The 19922-nt window shown below is 61.5% G+C and carries 22 protein-coding genes; 12 read left to right on the forward strand and 10 right to left on the reverse strand.

Annotated elements, in window-relative coordinates; translation table 11 throughout:
• Positions 1-778: TAXI family TRAP transporter solute-binding subunit (locus ACYVOC_RS05940; RefSeq protein ID WP_461161187.1), on the reverse strand; the 778-nt coding region annotated here is incomplete at its 3' end.
• A gap of 152 nt (positions 779-930) precedes the next feature.
• Here ACYVOC_RS05940 and xerD point away from each other — a divergent pair.
• Positions 931-1866, forward strand: a complete 936-nt coding sequence (xerD, locus tag ACYVOC_RS05945) for a site-specific tyrosine recombinase XerD (protein WP_461161188.1) — start codon at positions 931-933, stop codon at positions 1864-1866.
• A 127-nt stretch (positions 1867-1993) separates the two neighbouring features.
• Here xerD and ACYVOC_RS05950 read toward each other — a convergent pair whose 3' ends face one another.
• The 3 genes from ACYVOC_RS05950 to ACYVOC_RS05960 all read right to left on the reverse strand — a co-directional run bounded on the left by ACYVOC_RS05950 (position 1994) and on the right by ACYVOC_RS05960 (position 5450).
• The gene (locus ACYVOC_RS05950; RefSeq protein WP_116004170.1) at positions 1994-3259 is read right to left on the reverse strand and encodes an EAL and HDOD domain-containing protein; all 1266 of its coding nucleotides are present in this window, start codon (positions 3257-3259) and stop codon (positions 1994-1996) included.
• A gap of 37 nt (positions 3260-3296) precedes the next feature.
• Positions 3297-4565 (reverse strand): EAL and HDOD domain-containing protein, encoded by a 1269-nt coding sequence (locus ACYVOC_RS05955; protein WP_461161196.1) that lies wholly within the window; start codon positions 4563-4565, stop codon positions 3297-3299.
• An 81-nt stretch (positions 4566-4646) separates the two neighbouring features.
• Positions 4647-5450 (reverse strand): ferritin-like domain-containing protein, encoded by an 804-nt coding sequence (locus ACYVOC_RS05960; protein ID WP_461161189.1) that lies wholly within the window; start codon positions 5448-5450, stop codon positions 4647-4649.
• A gap of 87 nt (positions 5451-5537) precedes the next feature.
• Between ACYVOC_RS05960 and ACYVOC_RS05965 the strand changes: the two genes are divergently transcribed.
• A complete protein-coding gene (locus tag ACYVOC_RS05965) occupies positions 5538-6062 on the forward strand; it encodes a gamma carbonic anhydrase family protein (RefSeq protein WP_461161190.1) in 525 nt (174 codons plus the stop codon).
• A 20-nt stretch (positions 6063-6082) separates the two neighbouring features.
• On the forward strand, positions 6083-7084 hold the full coding sequence (hslO, locus tag ACYVOC_RS05970) for an Hsp33 family molecular chaperone HslO (RefSeq protein ID WP_461161191.1): 1002 nt from the start codon (positions 6083-6085) through the stop codon (positions 7082-7084).
• A 153-nt stretch (positions 7085-7237) separates the two neighbouring features.
• Here the strand turns inward: hslO and ACYVOC_RS05975 are convergent, their stop codons facing one another.
• The 5 genes from ACYVOC_RS05975 to ACYVOC_RS05995 form a co-directional block, all read right to left on the reverse strand.
• Positions 7238-7519 (reverse strand): septum formation initiator family protein, encoded by a 282-nt coding sequence (locus ACYVOC_RS05975; RefSeq protein WP_116004165.1) that lies wholly within the window; start codon positions 7517-7519, stop codon positions 7238-7240.
• 14 nt (positions 7520-7533) lie between these two features.
• Positions 7534-8817 carry a phosphopyruvate hydratase gene (gene eno / locus ACYVOC_RS05980; RefSeq protein WP_116004164.1) on the reverse strand — a complete coding sequence of 428 codons (1284 nt, stop codon included), beginning with the start codon at positions 8815-8817 and terminating at the stop codon, positions 7534-7536.
• 87 nt (positions 8818-8904) lie between these two features.
• Positions 8905-9195 carry a DUF1330 domain-containing protein gene (locus tag ACYVOC_RS05985; protein ID WP_116004163.1) on the reverse strand — a complete coding sequence of 97 codons (291 nt, stop codon included), beginning with the start codon at positions 9193-9195 and terminating at the stop codon, positions 8905-8907.
• A gap of 2 nt (positions 9196-9197) precedes the next feature.
• A complete protein-coding gene (gene kdsA, locus ACYVOC_RS05990) occupies positions 9198-10055 on the reverse strand; it encodes a 3-deoxy-8-phosphooctulonate synthase (protein WP_461161192.1) in 858 nt (285 codons plus the stop codon).
• Positions 10056-10072: 17 nt separating this feature from the next.
• Complete coding sequence (locus tag ACYVOC_RS05995) at positions 10073-11731, reverse strand: CTP synthase (RefSeq protein WP_461161193.1); 1659 nt, start codon at positions 11729-11731, stop codon at positions 10073-10075.
• Between the two features lie 101 nt (positions 11732-11832).
• On the opposite strand from ACYVOC_RS05995, the gene coaBC reads away from it, so the two are divergent.
• From coaBC to ACYVOC_RS06015, 4 genes are all read left to right on the forward strand, one after another.
• The gene (gene coaBC / locus ACYVOC_RS06000; protein WP_116004160.1) at positions 11833-13056 is read left to right on the forward strand and encodes a bifunctional phosphopantothenoylcysteine decarboxylase/phosphopantothenate--cysteine ligase CoaBC; all 1224 of its coding nucleotides are present in this window, start codon (positions 11833-11835) and stop codon (positions 13054-13056) included.
• Positions 13057-13077: 21 nt separating this feature from the next.
• Complete coding sequence (locus ACYVOC_RS06005; RefSeq protein WP_233521129.1) at positions 13078-13542, forward strand: hypothetical protein; 465 nt, start codon at positions 13078-13080, stop codon at positions 13540-13542.
• Positions 13539-13985, forward strand: a complete 447-nt coding sequence (gene dut, locus ACYVOC_RS06010) for a dUTP diphosphatase (RefSeq protein ID WP_116004159.1) — start codon at positions 13539-13541, stop codon at positions 13983-13985. The genes ACYVOC_RS06005 and dut overlap by 4 nt, the downstream gene beginning before the upstream one ends.
• Positions 13986-14174: 189 nt before the next feature.
• Positions 14175-14657 carry an outer membrane lipoprotein gene (locus tag ACYVOC_RS06015; protein WP_116004158.1) on the forward strand — a complete coding sequence of 161 codons (483 nt, stop codon included), beginning with the start codon at positions 14175-14177 and terminating at the stop codon, positions 14655-14657.
• Positions 14658-14717: 60 nt separating this feature from the next.
• On the opposite strand, the gene ACYVOC_RS06020 is transcribed toward ACYVOC_RS06015, so the two are convergent.
• Positions 14718-15242 carry an FKBP-type peptidyl-prolyl cis-trans isomerase gene (locus tag ACYVOC_RS06020; protein ID WP_116004157.1) on the reverse strand — a complete coding sequence of 175 codons (525 nt, stop codon included), beginning with the start codon at positions 15240-15242 and terminating at the stop codon, positions 14718-14720.
• An 83-nt stretch (positions 15243-15325) separates the two neighbouring features.
• Here ACYVOC_RS06020 and ACYVOC_RS06025 point away from each other — a divergent pair, with 83 nt between their 5' ends.
• The 5 genes from ACYVOC_RS06025 to glnA all read left to right on the forward strand — a co-directional run bounded on the left by ACYVOC_RS06025 (position 15326) and on the right by glnA (position 19810).
• Positions 15326-15850: a hypothetical protein gene (locus tag ACYVOC_RS06025; RefSeq protein WP_233521128.1), complete on the forward strand. Its 525-nt coding sequence runs from the start codon at positions 15326-15328 to the stop codon at positions 15848-15850.
• Positions 15851-16084: 234 nt separating this feature from the next.
• Positions 16085-16369 (forward strand): hypothetical protein, encoded by a 285-nt coding sequence (locus ACYVOC_RS06030; protein WP_116004156.1) that lies wholly within the window; start codon positions 16085-16087, stop codon positions 16367-16369.
• A 136-nt stretch (positions 16370-16505) separates the two neighbouring features.
• Positions 16506-17408 carry an EI24 domain-containing protein gene (locus ACYVOC_RS06035; RefSeq protein ID WP_461161197.1) on the forward strand — a complete coding sequence of 301 codons (903 nt, stop codon included), beginning with the start codon at positions 16506-16508 and terminating at the stop codon, positions 17406-17408.
• A complete protein-coding gene (locus ACYVOC_RS06040; protein WP_461161194.1) occupies positions 17405-18226 on the forward strand; it encodes a competence/damage-inducible protein A in 822 nt (273 codons plus the stop codon). Before ACYVOC_RS06035 ends, ACYVOC_RS06040 begins: the two co-directional genes overlap by 4 nt.
• 168 nt (positions 18227-18394) lie before the next feature.
• The gene (gene glnA, locus ACYVOC_RS06045; RefSeq protein ID WP_116006060.1) at positions 18395-19810 is read left to right on the forward strand and encodes a type I glutamate--ammonia ligase; all 1416 of its coding nucleotides are present in this window, start codon (positions 18395-18397) and stop codon (positions 19808-19810) included.
• The last annotated feature ends 112 nt before the right edge of the window (positions 19811-19922 follow it).

Raw genomic sequence — 19922 nt, forward strand, 5'->3', positions numbered from 1 at the left:
AATGCGTGACGAGGAAGTTGGGAATGGCCGCGGTGGGCACATCCTGCGTCTGGCCGGTGTAGGTGTTGGCGGGAATCACGGCCGCCTGGTAGGCGGCATCGCCCACCTTGGCCACCACATCGGCGGGCACGGGCACCACGACGATCTTCACCGAAGTGGACAGATCACGGATCGACGCCACACCCAGACCGGCCGACTGCAAAGTGGCATCGAGCTGGCGGTTCTTGATCAGCTCGACCGACTCGCCAAAAGGCAGGTACTCCACCTTGGCCAGATCAGCGTAGGTCAAGCCAGCAGCCTTGAAGATGGCGCGCGCGTTCAGCTCGGTGCCCGACTTGGCCGCGCCCACGGAAATGCGCTTGCCCTTGAGGTCGGCCAGGGTCTTGATCCCTGAGTCGGCATTGGCCACGATCTGGATGTAATTGCTGTAGGTGCCCGAGAGGCCGCGCAGCTTGTCGAGCTTCTTGGGGAAGCCCGCCTCGGCATCGCCCTTCCAGGCGTCAGAGACCGAATCAGCGAGGGCCAGGGCCAGCTCGCCGCGCCCGGCTTGGAGCAGATTGAGGTTTTCGGCCGAAGCCTTGGTCACTTGGGCGGTGGCGCGCACGTTGGGGATGGCCTTGGCATAGATTTGCGACAGCGCCACGCCCAGGGGGTAGTACACGCCGCTTTGGCCACCCGTCAGGATGTTGACGAACTGTTGCTGCTGGGCCTGGACGACACCGGCAACGAGGGCCGTTGTCAGGCTTAAGCCCAAACCGATTTTGTGAATCAAACGCATGGATAGGTCTCCTGTTCGAGGGTGAAAGCCAAACAGGCAGAATAACGCAACTTACCGTGCGACCGCCCCTGCGGACGCTGCTTGCCGCAGAAGGGTTTACCCGGAATTGCGCTGTATGCATGAGCGGTTTTCCATGCTTTTTTTCCGATGTGATGCCTTCTCCTGCCGTACCTGACGCTCCAGAGCACGGGCCGCACCCAGTGGCCAGCCGTGCCATTGTCCAGGCCTTTGTCGATGCGTTGTGGCTGGAGGAGGGGCTGTCGCGCAACACGCTGGACGCCTATCGGCGCGATCTCACCTTGCTGGGTGCGTGGTTGGGCTGCCACGGCAAGGATGTGTTGCAGGCCAATGAAGCCGATCTGAATGCTTACTTTGCCCACCGGCACAGCCAGACCCGGGCCACTACGGCCAACCGGCGTCTGACGGTTTTCAAGCGTTTCTTTCGCTGGGCTTTGCGGGAACGTCAGATCCCCACCGATCCCACTGTGCGCATGCAGTCTGCACGCCAGCCCCTGCGGGTGCCAAAAACCTTGACGCAAGCCCAGGTGGAGGCCTTGCTGGGTGCGCCCGACCTTGCCACCCCGCTGGGACTGCGCGACCGCGCCATGCTGGAATTGATGTACGCCAGCGGCTTGCGCGTGTCCGAACTGGTCATGCTCAAGACTTGGAACGTGGGCATGAACGAAGGCGTTCTGCGTGTCATGGGCAAGGGTGGCAAAGAGCGCCTGGTGCCGTTTGGCGAGGTAGCGCAGCAGTGGCTTGAAACCTATCTGCGCGACGCGCGCACCGCTATCCTGGGCGGGCAACAAACCGATGACCTGTTTGTGACGGCGCGCGGCAGTGGCATGACGCGCGTGATGTTCTGGATGATCGTGAAAAAGTATGCGCTGGTGGCCGGTATTACTTCGCCGCTGTCACCGCATACCTTGCGCCACGCCTTTGCCACGCATTTGCTCAACCATGGGGCCGACCTGCGTGTGGTGCAACTGCTGCTCGGGCATGCCGACATTTCCACCACCACCATCTATACCCATGTGGCCCGCGAAAGGCTGCGCCTGATTCATGCGCAGCATCACCCCCGGGGCTGACTGAACGGGGACTGAGAGCGACCTACAAAACTCTTCTGGCGTCGTTGCCGCATCTTGTCGTACTACCCGTACTGCCTGCGGCACAGCGCCTGGCCAGAACCGCTTCGCTGAGTTTTGTTATCCGCTCTTATTCCGCGCCGAGGCTATCGGCCCAGGCCAGGGCCTGCAAGTGGGCCATGTTCACCTGGTGGTTCGACAGGTGCAGTAACTCGGTGTTGTGGGCGAAAGCCGCTTCGTCGCCACTTTCGCAGGCCTTCGTCAGGGCCAGGAAGGGAGCAAAAATCCCCTTGTTGTGCAGCAGAGCATCGAGCACCGGCTCTGGCAGGGCGACGGATTCAAGGGCTTCCTCCAGAGGAATGCCGAGCATGGCATCGAGCAGCGAGAACACCCCCACGACAAAAGCGTTGTCGCACTCTTCAGCCGGCAGCATCTCTTGCGCCAGTAATTCCATCAGGCGCCCGCGCACCACAGCCGTGGTTCCGATGGCGGGGGCGGTTCCGCTGGCGCGGGAAGTGGTGAGCAGCAGGGCGGCCCAGCGGAACAGCTTTTTCAGGCCCAGGATCATCACCGCATGGCGGAACGACGTGATCTCGCAGGACAGACCAAACCCCGAGGAATTGATGAAGCGCAGCAGGTTGAACGAGAGAGTGGGGTCCTTCTTGAGAAGGTCCTCGATTTCGGCCGAAGTGGCCTGTTTGCGCACCAGGTTGATCAATTGGATGATGATGGCCTGAGACGGACGGATGGTTTTGGTCTTGACCAAGGAAGGTTTGGCAAACCAGAATCCTTGGAAAAGCTTGACGCCCAGGTCTGCCATGAGCTGGAACTGTTCGGCCGTTTCCACCTTTTCGGCCACCAGATCTGCCTTGGTATTGGTGCGTGCAAATTTCACCAGCGGCGCTGCCATTTCAGGCTTGAAGGCCATCATGTCGAGCTTGATGAATGCGGCCAAGGGCAGCCATTGGACATAGGCGCGGCGCAGTACGTTTTGGCTGAAGGCCAAGCGAAAGCCCCGCTTGGTCAGTGACGTCAAAAGCTCTACCGCGTGTTCGATTTCTTCGGGGCTGGCGCCTTCGGGCAGCGTGGGCACCTCCAGCACCACCTTGTCGGGGTGGATCAACTCCAGGTGGCCGGACGCCAGGCTTTCGTGCGTGCAGTTGATGAAAATGATCTTCTTGCCCACCAGGGCTTCGGTGTCGCCATGCGAGAGTGCGTTGAACAGCAGGGCGGCATCGCTGGCGGCAGTGTGGGTGGCCAGCGCGGTGGAGCGGTCATACAACTCATAGCCGAACACGGAGCGCTCTGCGTCCACGATGGCCTGGCGGGCGATCAAGGCGGCGCCACTTTCGTGCTCAAGGGTGGGAGAGAGGGCTTGCTCGGGCGTGCTGGACATGAGGTTGGTATGGTGTTGAAAGGCTATTTTAGGGCCGTTACCCGTCGATGTGATCGGCCCAGGCCAGTGCCTGAAGGTGTGCGCCGTTGATTTGTTGGCTGGTTAAATGTACGTTGCTGGCCGCCCGGTTGAAAGCGTCGTCATCGCTGGACTCGCAGGCATTGACCAGGGTCAGCAGATCGCCCAGATGGCCTTCACGGTGCAACAGCGCCGCGCTGACGGCCTCGGGCACGCTCAGCAGGTCCAGGGCTGCGGGCATGGGCATGCCCAGCATGGCGTCCAGCAGCGAGAAGATGCCCACCACAAACGCTTCGTCGGCCTCTTCGCGGGACTGCGTTTCCAATGCCAACAGTTCCATGAGCCGCCCCCGCACCACGGCGGTCTGCCCGACGGATGAAGGCGGGCCACCCGTGCGCGAGACGGTGAGCAGCAGCGCCGCCCAGCGGAACAGCTTTTTCAGGCCCATGAGCATGACTGCCTGGCGGAAAGACGTGATCTCGCGTGTGAGGCCAAACCCCGACGAGTTGATGAGGCGCATCAAGTTGAAGGCCAAGCCCGCATCCTTTTTGAGCACATCTTCGATCGCGTCGGTGCTGGCCTGCTTGCGCACCAGGTTGATGAGTTCAAGAATGCTGGCCTGCGAGGGTGATACCAGCTTGGCTTGCACGACTGAAGGGCGTGCAAACCAATAGCCCTGGAACATTTGTATGCCCTTGCTCGACGCCATGTCGTACTGCTGGGCTGTCTCTACCTTCTCGGCGATCAGGTCGGCTTCAGAGTGGCGGTTGGCGTAGCTGATCAGCACGGCCAATTGGTCGGGGGCCAGTGCGGAAAGATCGAATTTAATGTAGTCGGCCAGGGGCAACCAGGAGGCATAAGCCGACTGCAACACCGTGTGGTTGAACGCCAGATGGAAACCGCGCTCACGCAGTGCCATGAGGATGGGCAGCCTTGTCGTGACCTCCTCTGTGGCCACATGGCCCAGCGGGGGAATTTCCAGCACCACTTTTTCGGGGTCCACCAACTCCAGGTGGCCGCCGGTCAAACTCTCGTGCGTGCAGTTGACAAAAATCAGCTTCTTGCCCACCAGCTCTTCGGTACCGGCATGGGAGAGGGCGGTAAAAACCAGCGCCACATCCGTGGCTGCAGTGTGCGTGGGGCCTGTACGGGAACGGTTGAAAAGCTCGTAACCAATCACGGCCTGCTGAGCGTTCACGATAGCTTGGCGGGCAATGAGTGCCACGGATGGCTGTGGGTCGTCTTGGAAGGAGGGGGCAGAGCTTCCAGAGCTGGAGTGGCTCGGCATGTCGGAGGGCATGGGTGTCAGGGAGGTGGTCTAAGGGGCTAGGGCGATCATTGTAGGAAGCTTTGCCTTGGCCAGGCTGTCTTATGCGCTTTCCAGCCATTGCAACTCGGTTTCGCTGAAGCCCGCCAAGCGGCGTGCGGCGCGGTTGAGGGGCGGCTTGGGGCGGGGGGCCTGGTAATGTTCGATCAGGGTCGCATAGTGCGCTTCGGGTTCCACGCCCTGGCGTTTGCACAGCCAGCGGTACCAGTGGTCACCGATGGTGACATGGCCCACTTCCTCGCGCAGGATCACATCCAAAATGTCGGCCGCCGCCAAGGCATCGGGCGTGCCCACTTGCCGCAGCTTGCGCTGGATGAGGGGGGTAGCGTCCAGCCCCCGGGCCTCCATGGTACGGGGCACCAAGGCCATCCGGGCTGTGGCGTCGTGGGCGGTTTTCTCGCACAGCGTCCACAGCCCCTGGTGGGCCGGGAAGTCGCCGTAGTCATATCCTTGTTTTTGCAAATGTGCGCGCAGCAGGCTGAAGTGTTGCGCTTCTTCGGCTGCCACGCGAAGCCAGTCAAGGTAAAACGGGCGCGGCATGCCATCGAAACGCCAGATGGCGTCCAGTGCGAGGTTGATGGCATTGAACTCGATGTGCGCGATGGCGTGCAGCAACACGGCACGCCCTTGCGGTGTGGCGGGGGAGCGGCGGGCCATTTCGGTGTAGCTGCGCAGCTCGGGCCGCTCGGGGTGGCCGGGCAAGGCCTGTGTCTCGGTGGGTGGCGCAGGCGCGTTATCTGCTATTGAAAGAAGAGCTGCTTGCGCTTGCATGGCAAGCGTTTGCTGCACTTTTTGCTCAATATCAGTAAGACACAAGACCTGCAATGCACGGTGGCGGAGCTCCATCCTTACAATTCTAGGTGCTGCCCTGTGCCGCAAGCCTGCGGCTTTGTGTAACCAAAGGCAGCATCTTTTTTTCGGGAAACTATCTGCATGGCAATTTATGAACTCGACGGCGTTGCGCCGCAGGTGTCCGATTCAAGCTGGGTGGCCGACAGCGCCCAGGTGATGGGCCGGGTGGTGCTGGGCGAGGACGCCAGCATCTGGTTCGGCACAGTGGTGCGGGGTGATACCGAGAGCATCACCATCGGCGCGGGCTCCAATATCCAGGATGCCAGCGTGTTGCATGCTGATTTTGGCAAACCCCTGGTGGTGGGTGAGCGCGTGACGGTGGGGCACCAGGTGATGCTGCATGGCTGCACCATCGGCGACGAGACGCTCATTGGCATTGGCGCAGTGGTGCTCAATGGCGCCAAGATCGGCAAGAACTGCCTGGTGGGCGCGGGCGCGCTGGTCACCGAGGGGAAAGAGTTCCCCGATGGTTCCATGATCATCGGGAGCCCCGCCAAGGTGGTGCGCCAGCTCACGCCGGAGCAAATGGATGGCCTGCGCATGAGTGCGCTGCATTACATCGAGAACGCCCGCCGTTTCAAGAACGGCCTGCGCAAGCTCAGCTGATCTTTTTTCTGGAACCCTGCGTGTCTGAACTTCACAAGTTTCTCTTCGATGGCCTGCCCGTGCGCGGCATGCTGGTGCGCCTGACCGACGCCTGGACCGACATCCTGGCGCGCCGAGCCGGCAATACAGCCACCGGCCCCTATCCGGCGCCGGTGCGCGAACTGCTGGGCGAGATGGCGGCCGCGGCCGTGCTCATGCAGTCGAACATCAAATTCAACGGCGCGCTGGTGCTGCAGGTGTTTGGCGACGGCCCGGTCAAGCTGGCGGTGGCCGAGGTGCAGTCGGATCTGTCCTTGCGTGCCACGGCCACGATCGTTGGCGAAGTGCAGGACGGTGCGCGTCTGAGCCAGATGGTCAACGTGGGCGGCGGCGGGCGTTGCGCCATCACGCTCGACCCGAAAGACCGTCTGCCCGGCCAGCAGCCCTACCAGGGCGTGGTGCCGCTGCATGGCGACCAGCATGAAAAGCTCGAACGCCTGTCCGATGTGCTGCAGCACTACATGCTGCAGTCCGAGCAGCTCGACACCGTGCTGGTGCTGGCGGCCGACGACAAGGTGGCGGCGGGCCTGCTGATCCAGCGCATGCCCCTCAAGGGCACCGGCAACCTGGGGGGGCAGCTGAGCCACAGCGAGAACGAAGACCAGATCGGCCGCAACGAGGACTACAACCGCATCGCGCACCTGGCCTCCAGCCTGACGCGCGAGGAGCTGCTGACGCTCGATGTGGACACCATCCTGCGCCGCCTGTTCTGGGAAGAGAAGCTCCTGCGTTTCGAGCCGCAGCAGGGCCAGGACGGCCCGCGCTTTGCCTGCACTTGCTCGCGCGAGCGCGTGGGCCGCATGCTGCAAAGCCTGGGTGCGGCCGAGGTCGAGAGCATCCTGGCTGAGCGGGAAACCATCGAGGTGGGGTGTGAGTTCTGTGGTCAGCAATACCACTTCGACGCCGTGGATGCCGCCGGGCTGTTCGCGGCAGCACCCGTGGCGCAGGTTCTGGACGCACCGGCTTCGCCCACGCTGCACTGAAACCAAGCCAGTTGCTTGAAATGGGCGCGGTCCCAGGCCAGCGGCCACCGCGCAAGGGCCGCCAATACTCTGCTGTTCGGGCGCTGGTGGCATCCCCCTTCCCGGCGGAGCCGAGAGGGGGAAGGCGCGCGCAGCGCCACAGGGGGTTGTTCTCTATCTTGCCGGGGTGTACTGGACGTAGATCTCGCCCTGTTTGACCATGCCCAGCTCGCTGCGGGCCTTTTCCTCGACCATGTCGAGGCCTTCCTTCAGGTCATGCACTTCGGAAGCCAAGCGTTCATTGGCTTCTCCTGCCCGTGCGTTCGCCGCCTTTTGCTCGTCCAACTGGCTTTGCATGGCCGCAACGCGCGGAATGCTGCCGCGGCCCAGCCAAAGCTGGGCCTGCAGGGCTGCCAGAAGGGCCAGCAGCACGGCCAGCAGGAGACGGGAGCGCACGGCTGCCTGCCTGGTCAGCGCAGATTGTAGAAGGCGCGTCGGCCAGGGTAGTGGGCGATGTCGCCCAGGTCTTCCTCGATGCGCAGCAGCTGGTTGTACTTGGCCATGCGGTCCGAGCGGCTCAAGGATCCGGTCTTGATCTGGCCCGCGTTGGTGCCGACGGCGATGTCGGCAATCGTGCTGTCCTCGGTCTCGCCCGAGCGGTGGCTGATGACGGCGGTGTAGCCGGCGCGCTTGGCCATCTCGATGGCGGCGAAGGTCTCGGTCAGTGTGCCGATCTGGTTGATCTTGATGAGGATCGAATTGGCAATGTTTTTCTCGATGCCTTCCTGCAGGATCTTGGTGTTGGTGACGAACAGGTCATCGCCCACCAGCTGCACGTTTTTGCCCAGGCGGTCGGTCAGAATCTTCCAGCCGTCCCAGTCGCCCTCGTGCATCCCGTCTTCGATGCTGATGATGGGGTATTTGTCGCACCAGGTGGCGAGCATGTCGGTCCAGGCCTGAGCGCTCAGGGCCAGGCCTTCGCCGGCCAGGTGGTATTGGCCGTCACGATAGAACTCGCTGGCGGCGCAATCGAGGCCCAGGGCGATCTGTTCGCCGGCGGTGTAGCCGGCGGCGTCGATGGCTTGCAGGATCAGTTCGATGGCTGCTTCGTGGTTGGCCACGCTGGGGGCAAAGCCGCCTTCGTCGCCCACGGCGGTGCTCATGCCCTTGTCGTTGATGATTTTTTTCAGCGCATGGAACACCTCGGCGCCCCAGCGCACGGCTTCGCGAAAGCTCGGTGCGCCCACGGGGATGATCATGAATTCCTGGATGTCGAGCGTGTTGTTGGCATGTGCGCCGCCGTTGATCACGTTCATCATCGGTACGGGCAACTGCATGCCGCCCATGCCACCCAGGTAGCGGTACAGCGGCAGGCCCGATTCCTCCGCTGCGGCACGCGCCACGGCCATGGAAACAGCCAGCATCGCGTTGGCGCCCAGGCGGCTCTTGTTGTCCGTGCCGTCGAGGTCGATCAGGGTCTTGTCGAGGAAGGCCTGCTCGGACGCATCCAGCCCCAACACCGCTTCGCTGATCTCGGTGTTGATGTGCTCCACCGCCTTGAGTACGCCCTTGCCCAGGTAGCGGCTCTTGTCACCGTCGCGCAGCTCAATGGCTTCGCGCGAGCCGGTCGATGCGCCGGACGGCACAGCTGCGCGGCCCATCACGCCCGACTCGAGCAGCACGTCGCATTCGACGGTGGGGTTGCCTCGGCTGTCGAGGATCTCGCGGCCTACGATGTCAACAATGGCACTCATGGTTTTCCTTATGCAGAAGTTTTAAATCAAATGGGCCTCCAACGCTTATTCAGCAAGCGCTGGCAGCTATGAATAATGGAGCGATTTTCAGAGGCCTTCCACGCACACCAGCCGCATGATGGCCGCGCCCTCGCGCGCCGCACGGGCCTTGCCGTACTCGGGCGAATGGTAGAAGGCTTTGGCTGCTTCAAAGCTTTCGAATTTGGCGATCACTACGCGATCGGGCGTCCAATCGCCTTCCATGACTTCCACCTGGCCGCCGCGCACGCAGATTTCCGCGTTGTGCGAAGTAAACGCCGCGGTGGACCACTTTTTGTATTCCTCGTACTGCGCGGGATTGGTGACGCGGACATTGGCGATGACGTATCCACTGGGCATGTTCAAGCTCCAAAGTTGTTTTCGAGAAAGCCGTTCTTTTTGGTCACGGCATCGAGCGCGAGCAGCGTTTCCAGCAGCGCACGCATGTGTTTCAGGGGAACGGCATTCGGGCCGTCGCTCATGGCGTTGGCCGGGTCGGGATGCGTTTCCATGAACAGGCCTGCCACGCCTACGGCCACGGCCGCGCGGGCCAGCACCGGCACCATCTCGCGCTGGCCGCCGCTGCTGGTGCCCTGGCCGCCAGGCAGTTGCACGCTGTGCGTGGCGTCGAACACGACGGGAGCACCCGTCTCGCGCATGATGGCCAGACTGCGCATGTCGCTCACCAGGTTGTTGTAGCCAAAGCTGGCGCCGCGCTCGCAGGCCATGAAATTGTCCTCGGGGAGCCCTGCTTCCTTGGCGGCAGCCCGGGCCTTGTCGATGACGTTCTTCATGTCGTGTGGTGCGAGGAATTGGCCTTTCTTGATGTTCACCGGCTTGCCCGACTGAGCCACCGCGCGGATAAAATCCGTCTGGCGGCACAGGAAGGCGGGCGTCTGCAGCACGTCCACTACCTTGGCCGCCTCGACGATGTCTTCCTCGGTGTGCACATCGGTGAGCACGGGCAACTGCAGTTCGCGCCGGATCTTGGCCAGGATCTCCAGGCCTTTCTCTCGGCCTGGGCCCCGAAAGGTGCTGCCCGATGAGCGGTTGGCCTTGTCGAAGCTGCTTTTGAAAATGAACGGGATGCCCAGGCTGGAAGTGATTTCCTTGAGCTGGCCCGCCACGTCCATTTGCAACTGCTCGGACTCGATTACGCAAGGGCCAGCAATGAGGAAGATGCGGTGTTCCAGACCGATGTCGAAGCCGCAGAGTTTCATGGCGGTGTTTCCTTTGCTTACGCTGCGGCCTTGGCGGCCTTCTGGTGTTCCACGGCCGCCTTGATGAAGGCGTTGAACAGCGGGTGGCCGTTCCAGGGCGTGGACTTGAACTCGGGGTGAAACTGCACGCCGATGTACCAGGGGTGCACGCTCGTGGGCAGCTCGACGATCTCGGTCAGGTGCTCGCGCTGCGTCAGCGCCGAGATCACCAGGCCCGCCTTGCGCAGCTGGTCGAGGTAGTTGACGTTGGCCTCGTAGCGGTGGCGGTGGCGCTCGGTGACGACGTCGCCATAAATGCTGTGTGCCAGCGTTCCGGGGGCCACGTCCGAGCTTTGCGCACCCAGGCGCATGGTGCCGCCCAGGTCGGAGTTGGCGTCGCGCGTCTTGATGGTGCCGTCGGCATCCTTCCACTCGGTGATCAGCGCAATCACCGGGTGCTTGCAGGACGGATCGAATTCCGTGGAGTTGGCGCCGGGCAGGCCAGCCACATGGCGGGCGTACTCGATGGTGGCCACCTGCATCCCCAGGCAAATGCCCAGGTAGGGCACCTTGTGCACCCGGGCGAACTTGGCCGTGCAGATCTTGCCTTCCACACCGCGCGAGCCAAAACCGCCGGGCACCAGGATGGCGTCGTACGGGGCTAGCTTGTCGGCTTCCTGGCCTTCGATGGATTCGGAGTCGAGGTGGTCGATGCGCACACGCACATGGTTGCGCATGCCGGCGTGGCGCAGGGCCTCGTTGACGGACTTGTAGCTGTCGGACAGCTCCACGTACTTGCCCACCATGGCGATGCGAACTTCGCCCTTGGGGTGCTCGGTTTCATACACCAGGTCGTCCCAGCGCTTGAGGTTGGTGGGGGGGGTGTTCAGGCGCAGCTTGTCGCAAATGAGGCCGTCGAGGCCTTGCTCGTGCAGCATGCGCGGCACCTTGTAGATGGTGTCCACGTCCCACATGCTGATCACGCCCCACTCGGGTACGTTGGTGAACAGCGAGATTTTTTCGCGCTCTTCGTCCGGAATGCGGCGGTCGGCGCGGCACAGCAGCGCGTCGGGCTGGATGCCGATCTCACGCAGCTTTTGCACCGTGTGCTGCGTGGGTTTGGTCTTGAGCTCGCCCGCAGCGGCGATGAAGGGCACGTAGGTCAGGTGGACGAAGGCGGCGTTGTTCGGGCCGAGCTTCAGGCTGAGCTGGCGCACGGCTTCGAGGAAGGGGAGCGACTCGATGTCGCCCACGGTGCCGCCGATCTCGACGATGGCGACATCGACGGCATCGTCGGTTCCCACGCCGGCACCGCGCTTGATGTATTCCTGGATCTCGTTGGTGACGTGCGGGATCACCTGCACCGTCTTGCCGAGGTAGTCACCCCGGCGTTCTTTCTCCAGCACCGACTGGTAGATGCGGCCGGTGGTGAAGTTGTTGGTCTTCTTCATGCGCGTTTCGATGAAACGCTCGTAATGGCCTAGGTCGAGGTCGGTTTCGGCGCCGTCGTCCGTGACGAACACTTCACCGTGCTGGAACGGGGACATGGTGCCCGGGTCCACGTTGATGTACGGGTCGAGCTTGATGAGGGTGACTTTGAGACCGCGCGATTCGAGAATCGCGGCAAGGGAGGCTGAGGCGATTCCCTTGCCCAGGGAAGACACCACACCGCCGGTGACGAAGACAAATTTGGTCATGTCTTTTTAAGGTGGTGGGAAATTCTGATTATAGAGGCCGCCCCCATGACGCTGCAGCGCCCGCGGCCCGCGTAGTGGCACCGTCTGCTAAATTGCACCCTATGAACGAGCTTGCTGGCAAACACATCGTCCTGGGCCTCAGTGGAGGCGTAGCCTGTTACAAATCGGCCGAGCTGTGCCGTGCACTCATTCGCGAGGGCGCCACCGTGCAGGTCGTTATGACCGAGGCGGCTGCACAGTTCATCACGCCGGTGACCATGCAGGCGCTGTCGGGTCGGCCCGTGTATGGCTCGCAATGGGATGCACGTGCGGCCAACAACATGCCGCACATCAACCTCAGCCGCGAGGCCGACGCCATTTTGATCGCGCCCTGTAGCGCAGATTTTTTCGCCCGACTGGCCCAGGGGCGGGCCGATGAATTGCTCAGTCTGCTGTGCCTGGCACGTCCCCAGGAGCGTGTTCCGCTGCTGCTGGCGCCCGCCATGAACCGTGAGATGTGGGCGCACCCCGCCACGCAGCGCAATCTGGAGCAGGTCGTGCAGGACGGCGCTACGGTGCTGGCCGTGGGCACCGGCGACCAGGCCTGCGGCGAAACCGGCGACGGCCGTATGCTGGAGCCTGCCGAACTGCTGGAAGAGCTGATTGCCTTTTTCACGCCCAAGGTGCTGACAGGCGAGAAGGTGCTGGTCACGGCCGGCCCCACGTTCGAGGCCATCGACCCTGTGCGCGGTATCACCAACCACTCCAGCGGCAAGATGGGCTTTGCCATTGCCCGTGCCGCCCGCGAGGCGGGTGCAGAGGTCACCCTGGTGGCAGGCCCCGTGCACCTGGCCACACCGCGTGGCGTGCAGCGCATCAATGTGCAGTCTGCGCAGGAAATGCTTGCGGCCGTTGTACCCCGAGCGCAGCAAGCTACTGTTTTCATAGCGACTGCAGCGGTGGCCGATTGGCGCCCGGCGACAGCGTCAGAGCAAAAAATCAAGAAAGACGGCTCGGGCCAGACGCCAGTGCTGGGCTTCGTGGAGAACCCGGACATTCTTGCTGCGGTAGCGCAGTCACCGCATGCGCTGGTGGGAGATTTGTTCTGCGTGGGCTTTGCGGCCGAGAGCCACGACCTGTTGCGGCATGCCGAGGCCAAGCGCGCGCGCAAAGGTGTTCCCCTGTTGGTGGGCAATATCGGTCCAGCCACTTTCGGACAAGACGATAACGCCTTGTTGCTGGTAGACGCCCAGGGGCATCGCGAGCTGGCGCGTGCCTCCAAGCGCGCACTTGCACAGCAGTTGGTCACTGAGATTGCGCGTCGGCTGCCATCGGCGCAGGCCTGACTGCTCCCCGGAGATTGTTCCATGCCAGGCCCCAGCAAACCCGAATGGGATACGCCACCCGATGGCGATTTTGCAAACTATGTGGAGCGCCTGAGCCGTCCTCCTTCGGTGCAGCGTCCGTCTGAACCTGTGCCGATCGAGCCCAAGGACGGTGCGTCCACTGTTGCGAGCGGTGCCGGGCTACCGCCCGATCTGATCCAGGTGCTGGCGCCTTTTCAGGGGGTGTTGAAGCTGGTGCGCGCACTGTTACTGCTGTTCGCTGTGGTGCAGGGCGCGGCCTTTCTGGTGTGGGGCAAGGGCACTTTGATGGGGGTTGCAGTTGCGGGCGTGCTCTGGTGGGTGTTGGGCAGCTTGTCCAGCCGGGCCTTCGCGAAGCTGACATCGGAGATTCAGGGGCCAGGCAAGCCTTCCATGGCCCAACTGCAAGAGCGGTTGGCGCAACTGGCCAAACAACGCACTACAGAAAGCAAGGAAAGCAAGAAGTGAAGATCGATGTCCGAATTCTCGACCCGCGCATGGCGGATCAGCTCCCCGCCTATGCGACCCCAGGCAGTGCGGGACTGGATCTGAGGGCTTGCCTGGACGAGCCCCTGGTGCTGGAGCCCAATGCATGGCAGCTGGTGCCCACCGGCATTGCCATTCACTTGCGTGATCCGGGCTATGCGGCGCTCATCCTGCCACGCTCGGGGCTGGGTCACAAGCACGGCATCGTCCTCGGGAACCTGGTCGGCCTGATTGACAGCGACTACCAGGGTCAGCTCATGGTGAGCGCTTGGAACCGCAGCCAGGCACGCTACACGCTGGAGCCCCTGGACCGGCTGGCACAGCTGGTGATCGTTCCCGTGGTGCAGGCGCAGTTCAATGTGGTGCAGGACTTCGCCCCTACCGAGCGGGGTGAACGGGGGTATGGTTCTTCAGGCACCGCTTGATGGGCGGCGCAGTCGCATGCTGCTTTTGTAGGCGCTGGCTTACACCGGAGCGGGGCCTTGTCTGGCCTGGCGTCCAGCCGTTGCCCGGCGCTACGAGTATGGCGTCGCATGGTTCAATGGCAGCCAACCCGAACGGTTTTGATTTGATGATTTGAGGAGAGCAATGTGCGTCAATTGAATTTTTCCCGAATGGCCCTGCTTGCAGGCACCACCCTTTTGGCCGGTGCGCTGGCCGCTTGTGCGCCTTATCGCCAGGCACCTGCGCAGTACCCTGCAGGCTCTTACCAAGGTCAAAGTGGGGGCTATCCGGCCCAGGCACCCGCTGGGACGGAGTATGGGCGTGTAGCCAACATAGAGATGCTGCAAGGCCAGCAGCGGGGTGCTTCAACAGGGGCAGGTGCCGTGCTGGGCGCTGTGGTCGGTGGTGTGCTGGGTCACCAGGTGGGTAAGGGCAGCGGCCGTACCGCAGCCACGGCCGTGGGCGTGGTGGGCGGTGCCCTGGCAGGCAATGCCATCGAGGAGCGCAATAACCCCGGTTATGGCAGCACGGTCTATCGGATTTCCATCCAGCTCGACCAAGGCGGTTATCGTGCCTATGACGTCAGTTCGGTGGGTGATTTGCGCGTGGGCGACAGGGTCCGCACCACCAACGGGCAGATTTCGCGCTACTAAATAAAGTTGCTCGCCACCGGGTTGCCCAGTGCGGGCCTTGTTTTGCAAGGCTCGCACTCCTCAGTGCAGCAGCGTGTTGCCAGGCGGTTGGGGTTGAACGCGGAAGAACCCGGTGCCCGCCGTACCACGGTTCGCCTCTTCTTCGGTGGCTTCGCGCACACCGCACACCGTCAGGTGCAGCCGCAGTGCAATACCAGCCAGTGGATGGTTGCCGTCCAGAACGACGTGCTCGGGATAGATCTCCGTCACGGTGTAGAGAGCATCGCGCGGCGCCTCAGCGCTGCAGCCTTCGGGCAGGGCGGTGCCGTCAAAAGTCATACCTTCTTCCAGCTCTGCCGGGAAAATGGCTCTGGGTTCCAGAAAGAGGAGTTGCTCCTGGAAATCGCCAAAAGCATCTTCGGGCTCAAGGTGCAGTGACAGCTTGGCCCCCACGCTGTGGCCTTGCAATGCTTCTTCGATACGGGCCAGCAAATCGCTGCCACCTACGAAGAACTCGACGGGCTCGTCGAGGATATCGAGTTCATCGCCCAAGGTGTCTTTGAGCGTCCAGGTCAGTGCGACCACACATTGTTCTGTGATTTCCATAGGAGAATTGTCGCAGTTTGACCGTCGGCCGGTGGCGAGGCAAAGGTTTTGCCGGGCTGTGGTTGTAGACCAAGGAGATCAAGATGACCGCAGATATGCCCGACGCGACCGTCCCGGCTCCCCCCGAATTGCCTGTAGGGCGCTTCAATGGTCGTGAAGCATTCCAGCAACTGGTGCGCGATGCCTTGGCTACGGCAGCCCGGGAGGGTTGGCGTGAAATGATCCTGAGTGATGCCAATTTTCACGACTGGCCGCTGGGTGAGCGGGCCGTCATCGAATCGCTGGAGGAGTGGGCCCGCAGCGGTCGCCGCATGACCTTGCTGGCGCGCAGCTACGATGAAATGATCCGTCGCCATGCGCGCCTCGTGCGCTGGCGGGGTACTTGGGACCATATCCTGACTTGCCGCGTCAGTCCTATGGCAGACGCGCTGGACATTCCCAGTGCGATCTGGTCACCCGGCTGGGTGTTGCACCGGCTCGATCCCGACCGTTGTGTAGGCGTGACAGACACTGAGCCGGCGCGCCGCGTGTTCTTGCATGAAGTTCTTGTCGAGTGGGTGCGGAGTAAAAGTTCCCCCGGTTTTGCTTCAACAACGCTGGGGCTTTAATGGTGACGTCAGAATTCCGCCAGTAAAAGTCAGATTTTTGTCAGTTGTTCGCAACACAGGGGCATTTCTTGCGCTGCTCGGTATTATCCAGTATTGACGAATACCTAATATAATCTTGGACTGAGTTGTAAATGTGCTCCACCGGAGCAATCTCTGCCAGAGCGAACCGGGCTGCAAGAGGCTGGAAGTTGTGGCATTTTTTGTTTTTTTGATCGTCCTCAAGGAAAAACTGAAATGAACAAATCCCTCATCATCGCCACCCTGATTGCTGCCGCTGCTTTGGCCGCTTGCGGCAAGAAGGAAGAGCCGGCTCCTGCACCCGCTCCCGTGGCTGTTGAGCCTGCTGCTGCACCTGCTGCACCCGCATCGGAAGCGGCAGCTGCTGCAACCGACGCAGCTGCCGCTGCAACTGACGCCGCTGCTGCTGCAACCGGCGCTGCTTCTGCCGCAACCGACGCAGCCGCTGCTGCTGGCGCCGCCGTCCAGGCCGCCACCGATGCCGCTTCCGCTGCCAAGTAAGCGCATGTAGTGTTGTGCAAGCCCTTTGGGGCTTGCCAAAGGCCCCGTACCCCCATTGGGACGGGGCTTTTTTGTATGTGATCTGTCTGGGGAATGGCTTCCCACGGTGTCTCTGACAACAGGTATGCTTGCCGCCATGGCCTTCCTGTTTGATTCTTTTTGGCGCGCCGTGGTGTATTGCATGCATCCCCGTGTGATCGCTTTGTCGCTGCTGCCTCTGCTGCTGATGGGTGCTTTGGCATTGGGGCTGAGCCACTGGTATTGGGATGCGGCTGTTGCGATGGCACACAGCTGGCTGGATTCTTGGGGCCTGATGGAAGGCTTCTGGGGGTGGCTCGCCAATCTGGGTCTGGGTGATGCCAAAGCCTATGTGGCGCCCCTGATGGTGGTCGCCTTGGTGACCCCGTTAGTGGTCGTCGTTTCGCTGTTATTGGTCGCAGTGCTGATGACTCCCGCGTTGGTTTCTCTGGTGTCGCAGCGGCGATTTCATGCACTGGAACGGAAAAAAGGCGGCTCTTTCATTGTCAGCCTGGCCTGGTCTATTGGTTCTACGGTTCTGGCCTTGATGGCAATGGTGGCCTCCATGCCGTTGTGGTTGATACCGCCCCTTGTGCTGATTCTTCCCCCGCTGATCTGGGGTTGGCTGACGTACCGCGTGATGGCTTTCGATGCGTTGGCAGAACATGCCAGCCGTGCGGAGCGCACAGAAATTTTTCGCCGCTACCGCATTTCTCTGCTAGGTATTGGCGTGCTTTGTGGGTATCTGGGGGCCGCGCCAGCGATCGTCTGGGCTTCAGGCATTTTGTTTGCTGCGGCATTTTTCGTTTTGATCCCACTGGCCATCTGGATTTACACGCTGGTCTTCGCTTTCTCCTCCCTGTGGTTTGCCCACTTCTGCCTGGCCGCCCTGGAGCGGCTGAGGGCCGAGGTGCCGATGGCTCCTGCCCGCTTAGATGCCGTCGAAGTGCTGGAGGCGCCTTCCTCGTTGGCGCCATCCCCGGATGATCGTCCGCCGCTTCTGGAGTCTGTTGACAAATGACGCAGCAATTTGGCCTCATCATCGTCGGTGATGAGATTCTTTCGGGTAAGCGTGCGGACAAGCATCTGTCCAAGGTGATTGAAATACTGGGTGCGCGCGGGCTGCCGTTGGCCTATGCCGAATACGTCGGCGATGATCCGGATCGCATCACCAGCACTTTGCAGCGGGCTTTTGCCTCGGGTGATGTGGTGTTCTCGACGGGTGGCATCGGTGCCACGCCAGACGACCACACACGCCAATGTGCAGCCCGCGCCTTGGGCGTGGAGTTGGAGTTACACCCTCAGGCTGAGTTGTTGATCCGTGAGCGCATGCAGGAAATGGCGCGTGAGCAGGGGACGTTGTATGAGGTTGACCGGCCCGATAACGTGCACCGCCTGAACATGGGCGTTTTTCCGGTGGGGGCCTCGATTGTTCCAAACCCCTACAACAAGATACCAGGGTTCAGTTGCGCCGGGGCAGGATCTGGGCGGGTGTATTGCGTGCCCGGCTTTCCGGTCATGGCCTGGCCCATGATCGAGTGGGCGCTGGACACCGACTACCCCCATTGTTTCAACCGTGCACCGCAGGTCGAGCATTCGATCATCGTGTTTGGGGGGCTTGAAGCCATGTTGACCCCGCTGATGCATCACATCGAGGACAGCTATCCCCCAATCCGGGTGTTCAGCCTCCCGAGTGTGGATCATCCGCAATACGGTCGCCATATCGAGCTCGGAGTCAAGGGTCCCGCATCCCTGGTGCCTGCGGCTTGGGCGGATCTGGTTCGTGGTTTGCACAATGTTGGTGCGGCGTGCGGCCCTGAATTGGTGCGGACACTTTAATATTGGCAGTTTTGTAACGTTTTGCACCAAAAAAATGCGTGCAAAGGCCGGTGGTGCGAGGTGTGCGCTTTGTCCGGTGTCCGTCAGAACCCGCAGATGGCTGGCATGCAAACTGCTTTGCATATTGCAGAAAATATTTTTAACCAACGCTTTTCCCAGGAGTACCCGATGGCCAAGACCGTTGCAGATGTAATGAAGATGGTGCAAGAAAACGAAGTCAAATTCGTCGACTTCCGCTTTACCGACACCCTTGGCAAGCAGCACCACACCACGGTGCCGGTGTCGCACTTTGACGAAGACAAGTTCTCGTCCGGACATGCCTTTGACGGGTCGTCGATTGCCGGCTGGAAGGGTATCGAGGCGTCGGACATGCAGCTTATTCCCGACCCGAATACTGCCAACATCGACCCCTTCTTTGAAGAGACGACGTTGATCTTGAGCTGCGACGTCATCGAGCCCAGCGACGGCAAGGCCTACGACCGCGACCCGCGATCCATTGCCAAGCGCGCTGAGGCCTACCTCAAAGCCTCGGGTTTGGGCGACACGGCGTTCTTTGGGCCCGAGCCCGAATTCTTCATCTTTGACGGCGTGCGATGGAGCAACGAACCTGGCAAGGTGATGTATGAGATCGAAGAATACGAAGCCCCTTGGAATTCGGGCCGCGACCTCGAAGGCGGTAACCGCGGACACCGTCCTACGGTCAAGGGCGGCTACTTTCCGGTTCCGCCTGTGGACAGCACGCACAACCTGCGCGCCGAGATGTCGCTGATTCTGGAATCGATGGGTATTCCGGTGGAAGTGTTCCACCATGAAGTCGCTGGTGCTGGTCAGAACGAGATTGGCACACGTTTCAGCACTCTGGTGCAGCGCGCCGACTGGACGATGCTGCAAAAGTACGTCATTCATAACGTTGCCAACGCCTACGGCAAAACCGCTACCTTCATGCCCAAGCCTTACGCAGGCGACAACGGTTCGGGAATGCATGTACACCAGTCGGTCTGGAAGGACGGCAAGAACTTGTTTGCTGGCGATGGCTACGCCGGTTTGTCGGACTACGCCCTGTACTACATCGGCGGCATCATCAAGCACGCCCGTGCGCTCAATGCGATTACCAATCCAGGCACCAACAGCTACAAGCGCCTGGTGCCGCATTTTGAAGCCCCGGTGAAGCTGGCCTATTCGGCCAAAAACCGCTCGGCTTCGATCCGTATCCCGTATGTATCCAACCCCAAGGGCCGCCGTGTCGAGGCACGTTTCCCTGATCCACTGATGAACCCTTACCTGGGGTTTGCTGCGCTGTTGATGGCAGGCCTCGACGGTGTCGAGAACAAGATTCACCCCGGCGAAGCCGCTACCAAGGATCTCTACCACTTGCCACCCGAAGAAGACAAGTTGGTGCCCACCGTTTGCCATAGCCTCGACCAGGCGCTGGATGCGCTCGATACCGACCGTGCCTTCCTGACCAAAGGCGGTGTGTTTTCCGAAGCAATGATTGATGCCTACATCGAACTCAAGATGGGCGAAGTCACGCGCTTCCGCCAGGCCGTGCATCCGGTCGAATACGATATGTACTATTCGCTGTAAGCGTGAAGCGCTTTTGAAACAGCACATTGAAAGGCGGCCTCCGGGCCAATGCCAGTCAGTTAAGACGGCAGCTTACCCCGGGCAGGTAAAAAGGGAGCATGTTCGTCATGCT

The sequence above is a fragment of the Simplicispira piscis genome, from assembly GCF_054783455.1.

What these genes read in the sequence shown, in the direction of transcription:
- ACYVOC_RS06035 (WP_461161197.1), top strand. Translation starts at nt 16,506, where the DNA reads ATGGCCTTCCTGTTTGATTCTTTTTGGCGCGCCGTGGTGTATTGCATG.
- ACYVOC_RS06015 (WP_116004158.1), top strand. Translation starts at nt 14,175, where the DNA reads ATGGCCCTGCTTGCAGGCACCACCCTTTTGGCCGGTGCGCTGGCCGCT.
- ACYVOC_RS06020 (WP_116004157.1), bottom strand. Translation starts at nt 15,242, where the DNA reads ATGGAAATCACAGAACAATGTGTGGTCGCACTGACCTGGACGCTCAAA.
- eno (WP_116004164.1), bottom strand. Translation starts at nt 8,817, where the DNA reads ATGAGTGCCATTGTTGACATCGTAGGCCGCGAGATCCTCGACAGCCGA.
- ACYVOC_RS05955 (WP_461161196.1), bottom strand. Translation starts at nt 4,565, where the DNA reads ATGCCGAGCCACTCCAGCTCTGGAAGCTCTGCCCCCTCCTTCCAAGAC.
- xerD (WP_461161188.1), top strand. Translation starts at nt 931, where the DNA reads ATGCCTTCTCCTGCCGTACCTGACGCTCCAGAGCACGGGCCGCACCCA.
- glnA (WP_116006060.1), top strand. Translation starts at nt 18,395, where the DNA reads ATGGCCAAGACCGTTGCAGATGTAATGAAGATGGTGCAAGAAAACGAA.
- ACYVOC_RS05965 (WP_461161190.1), top strand. Translation starts at nt 5,538, where the DNA reads ATGGCAATTTATGAACTCGACGGCGTTGCGCCGCAGGTGTCCGATTCA.
- ACYVOC_RS05995 (WP_461161193.1), bottom strand. Translation starts at nt 11,731, where the DNA reads ATGACCAAATTTGTCTTCGTCACCGGCGGTGTGGTGTCTTCCCTGGGC.
- ACYVOC_RS05960 (WP_461161189.1), bottom strand. Translation starts at nt 5,450, where the DNA reads ATGGAGCTCCGCCACCGTGCATTGCAGGTCTTGTGTCTTACTGATATT.
- ACYVOC_RS05950 (WP_116004170.1), bottom strand. Translation starts at nt 3,259, where the DNA reads ATGTCCAGCACGCCCGAGCAAGCCCTCTCTCCCACCCTTGAGCACGAA.
- ACYVOC_RS06025 (WP_233521128.1), top strand. Translation starts at nt 15,326, where the DNA reads ATGACCGCAGATATGCCCGACGCGACCGTCCCGGCTCCCCCCGAATTG.
- ACYVOC_RS05985 (WP_116004163.1), bottom strand. Translation starts at nt 9,195, where the DNA reads ATGCCCAGTGGATACGTCATCGCCAATGTCCGCGTCACCAATCCCGCG.
- kdsA (WP_461161192.1), bottom strand. Translation starts at nt 10,055, where the DNA reads ATGAAACTCTGCGGCTTCGACATCGGTCTGGAACACCGCATCTTCCTC.
- ACYVOC_RS06040 (WP_461161194.1), top strand. Translation starts at nt 17,405, where the DNA reads ATGACGCAGCAATTTGGCCTCATCATCGTCGGTGATGAGATTCTTTCG.
- ACYVOC_RS06030 (WP_116004156.1), top strand. Translation starts at nt 16,085, where the DNA reads ATGAACAAATCCCTCATCATCGCCACCCTGATTGCTGCCGCTGCTTTG.
- coaBC (WP_116004160.1), top strand. Translation starts at nt 11,833, where the DNA reads ATGAACGAGCTTGCTGGCAAACACATCGTCCTGGGCCTCAGTGGAGGC.
- ACYVOC_RS06005 (WP_233521129.1), top strand. Translation starts at nt 13,078, where the DNA reads ATGCCAGGCCCCAGCAAACCCGAATGGGATACGCCACCCGATGGCGAT.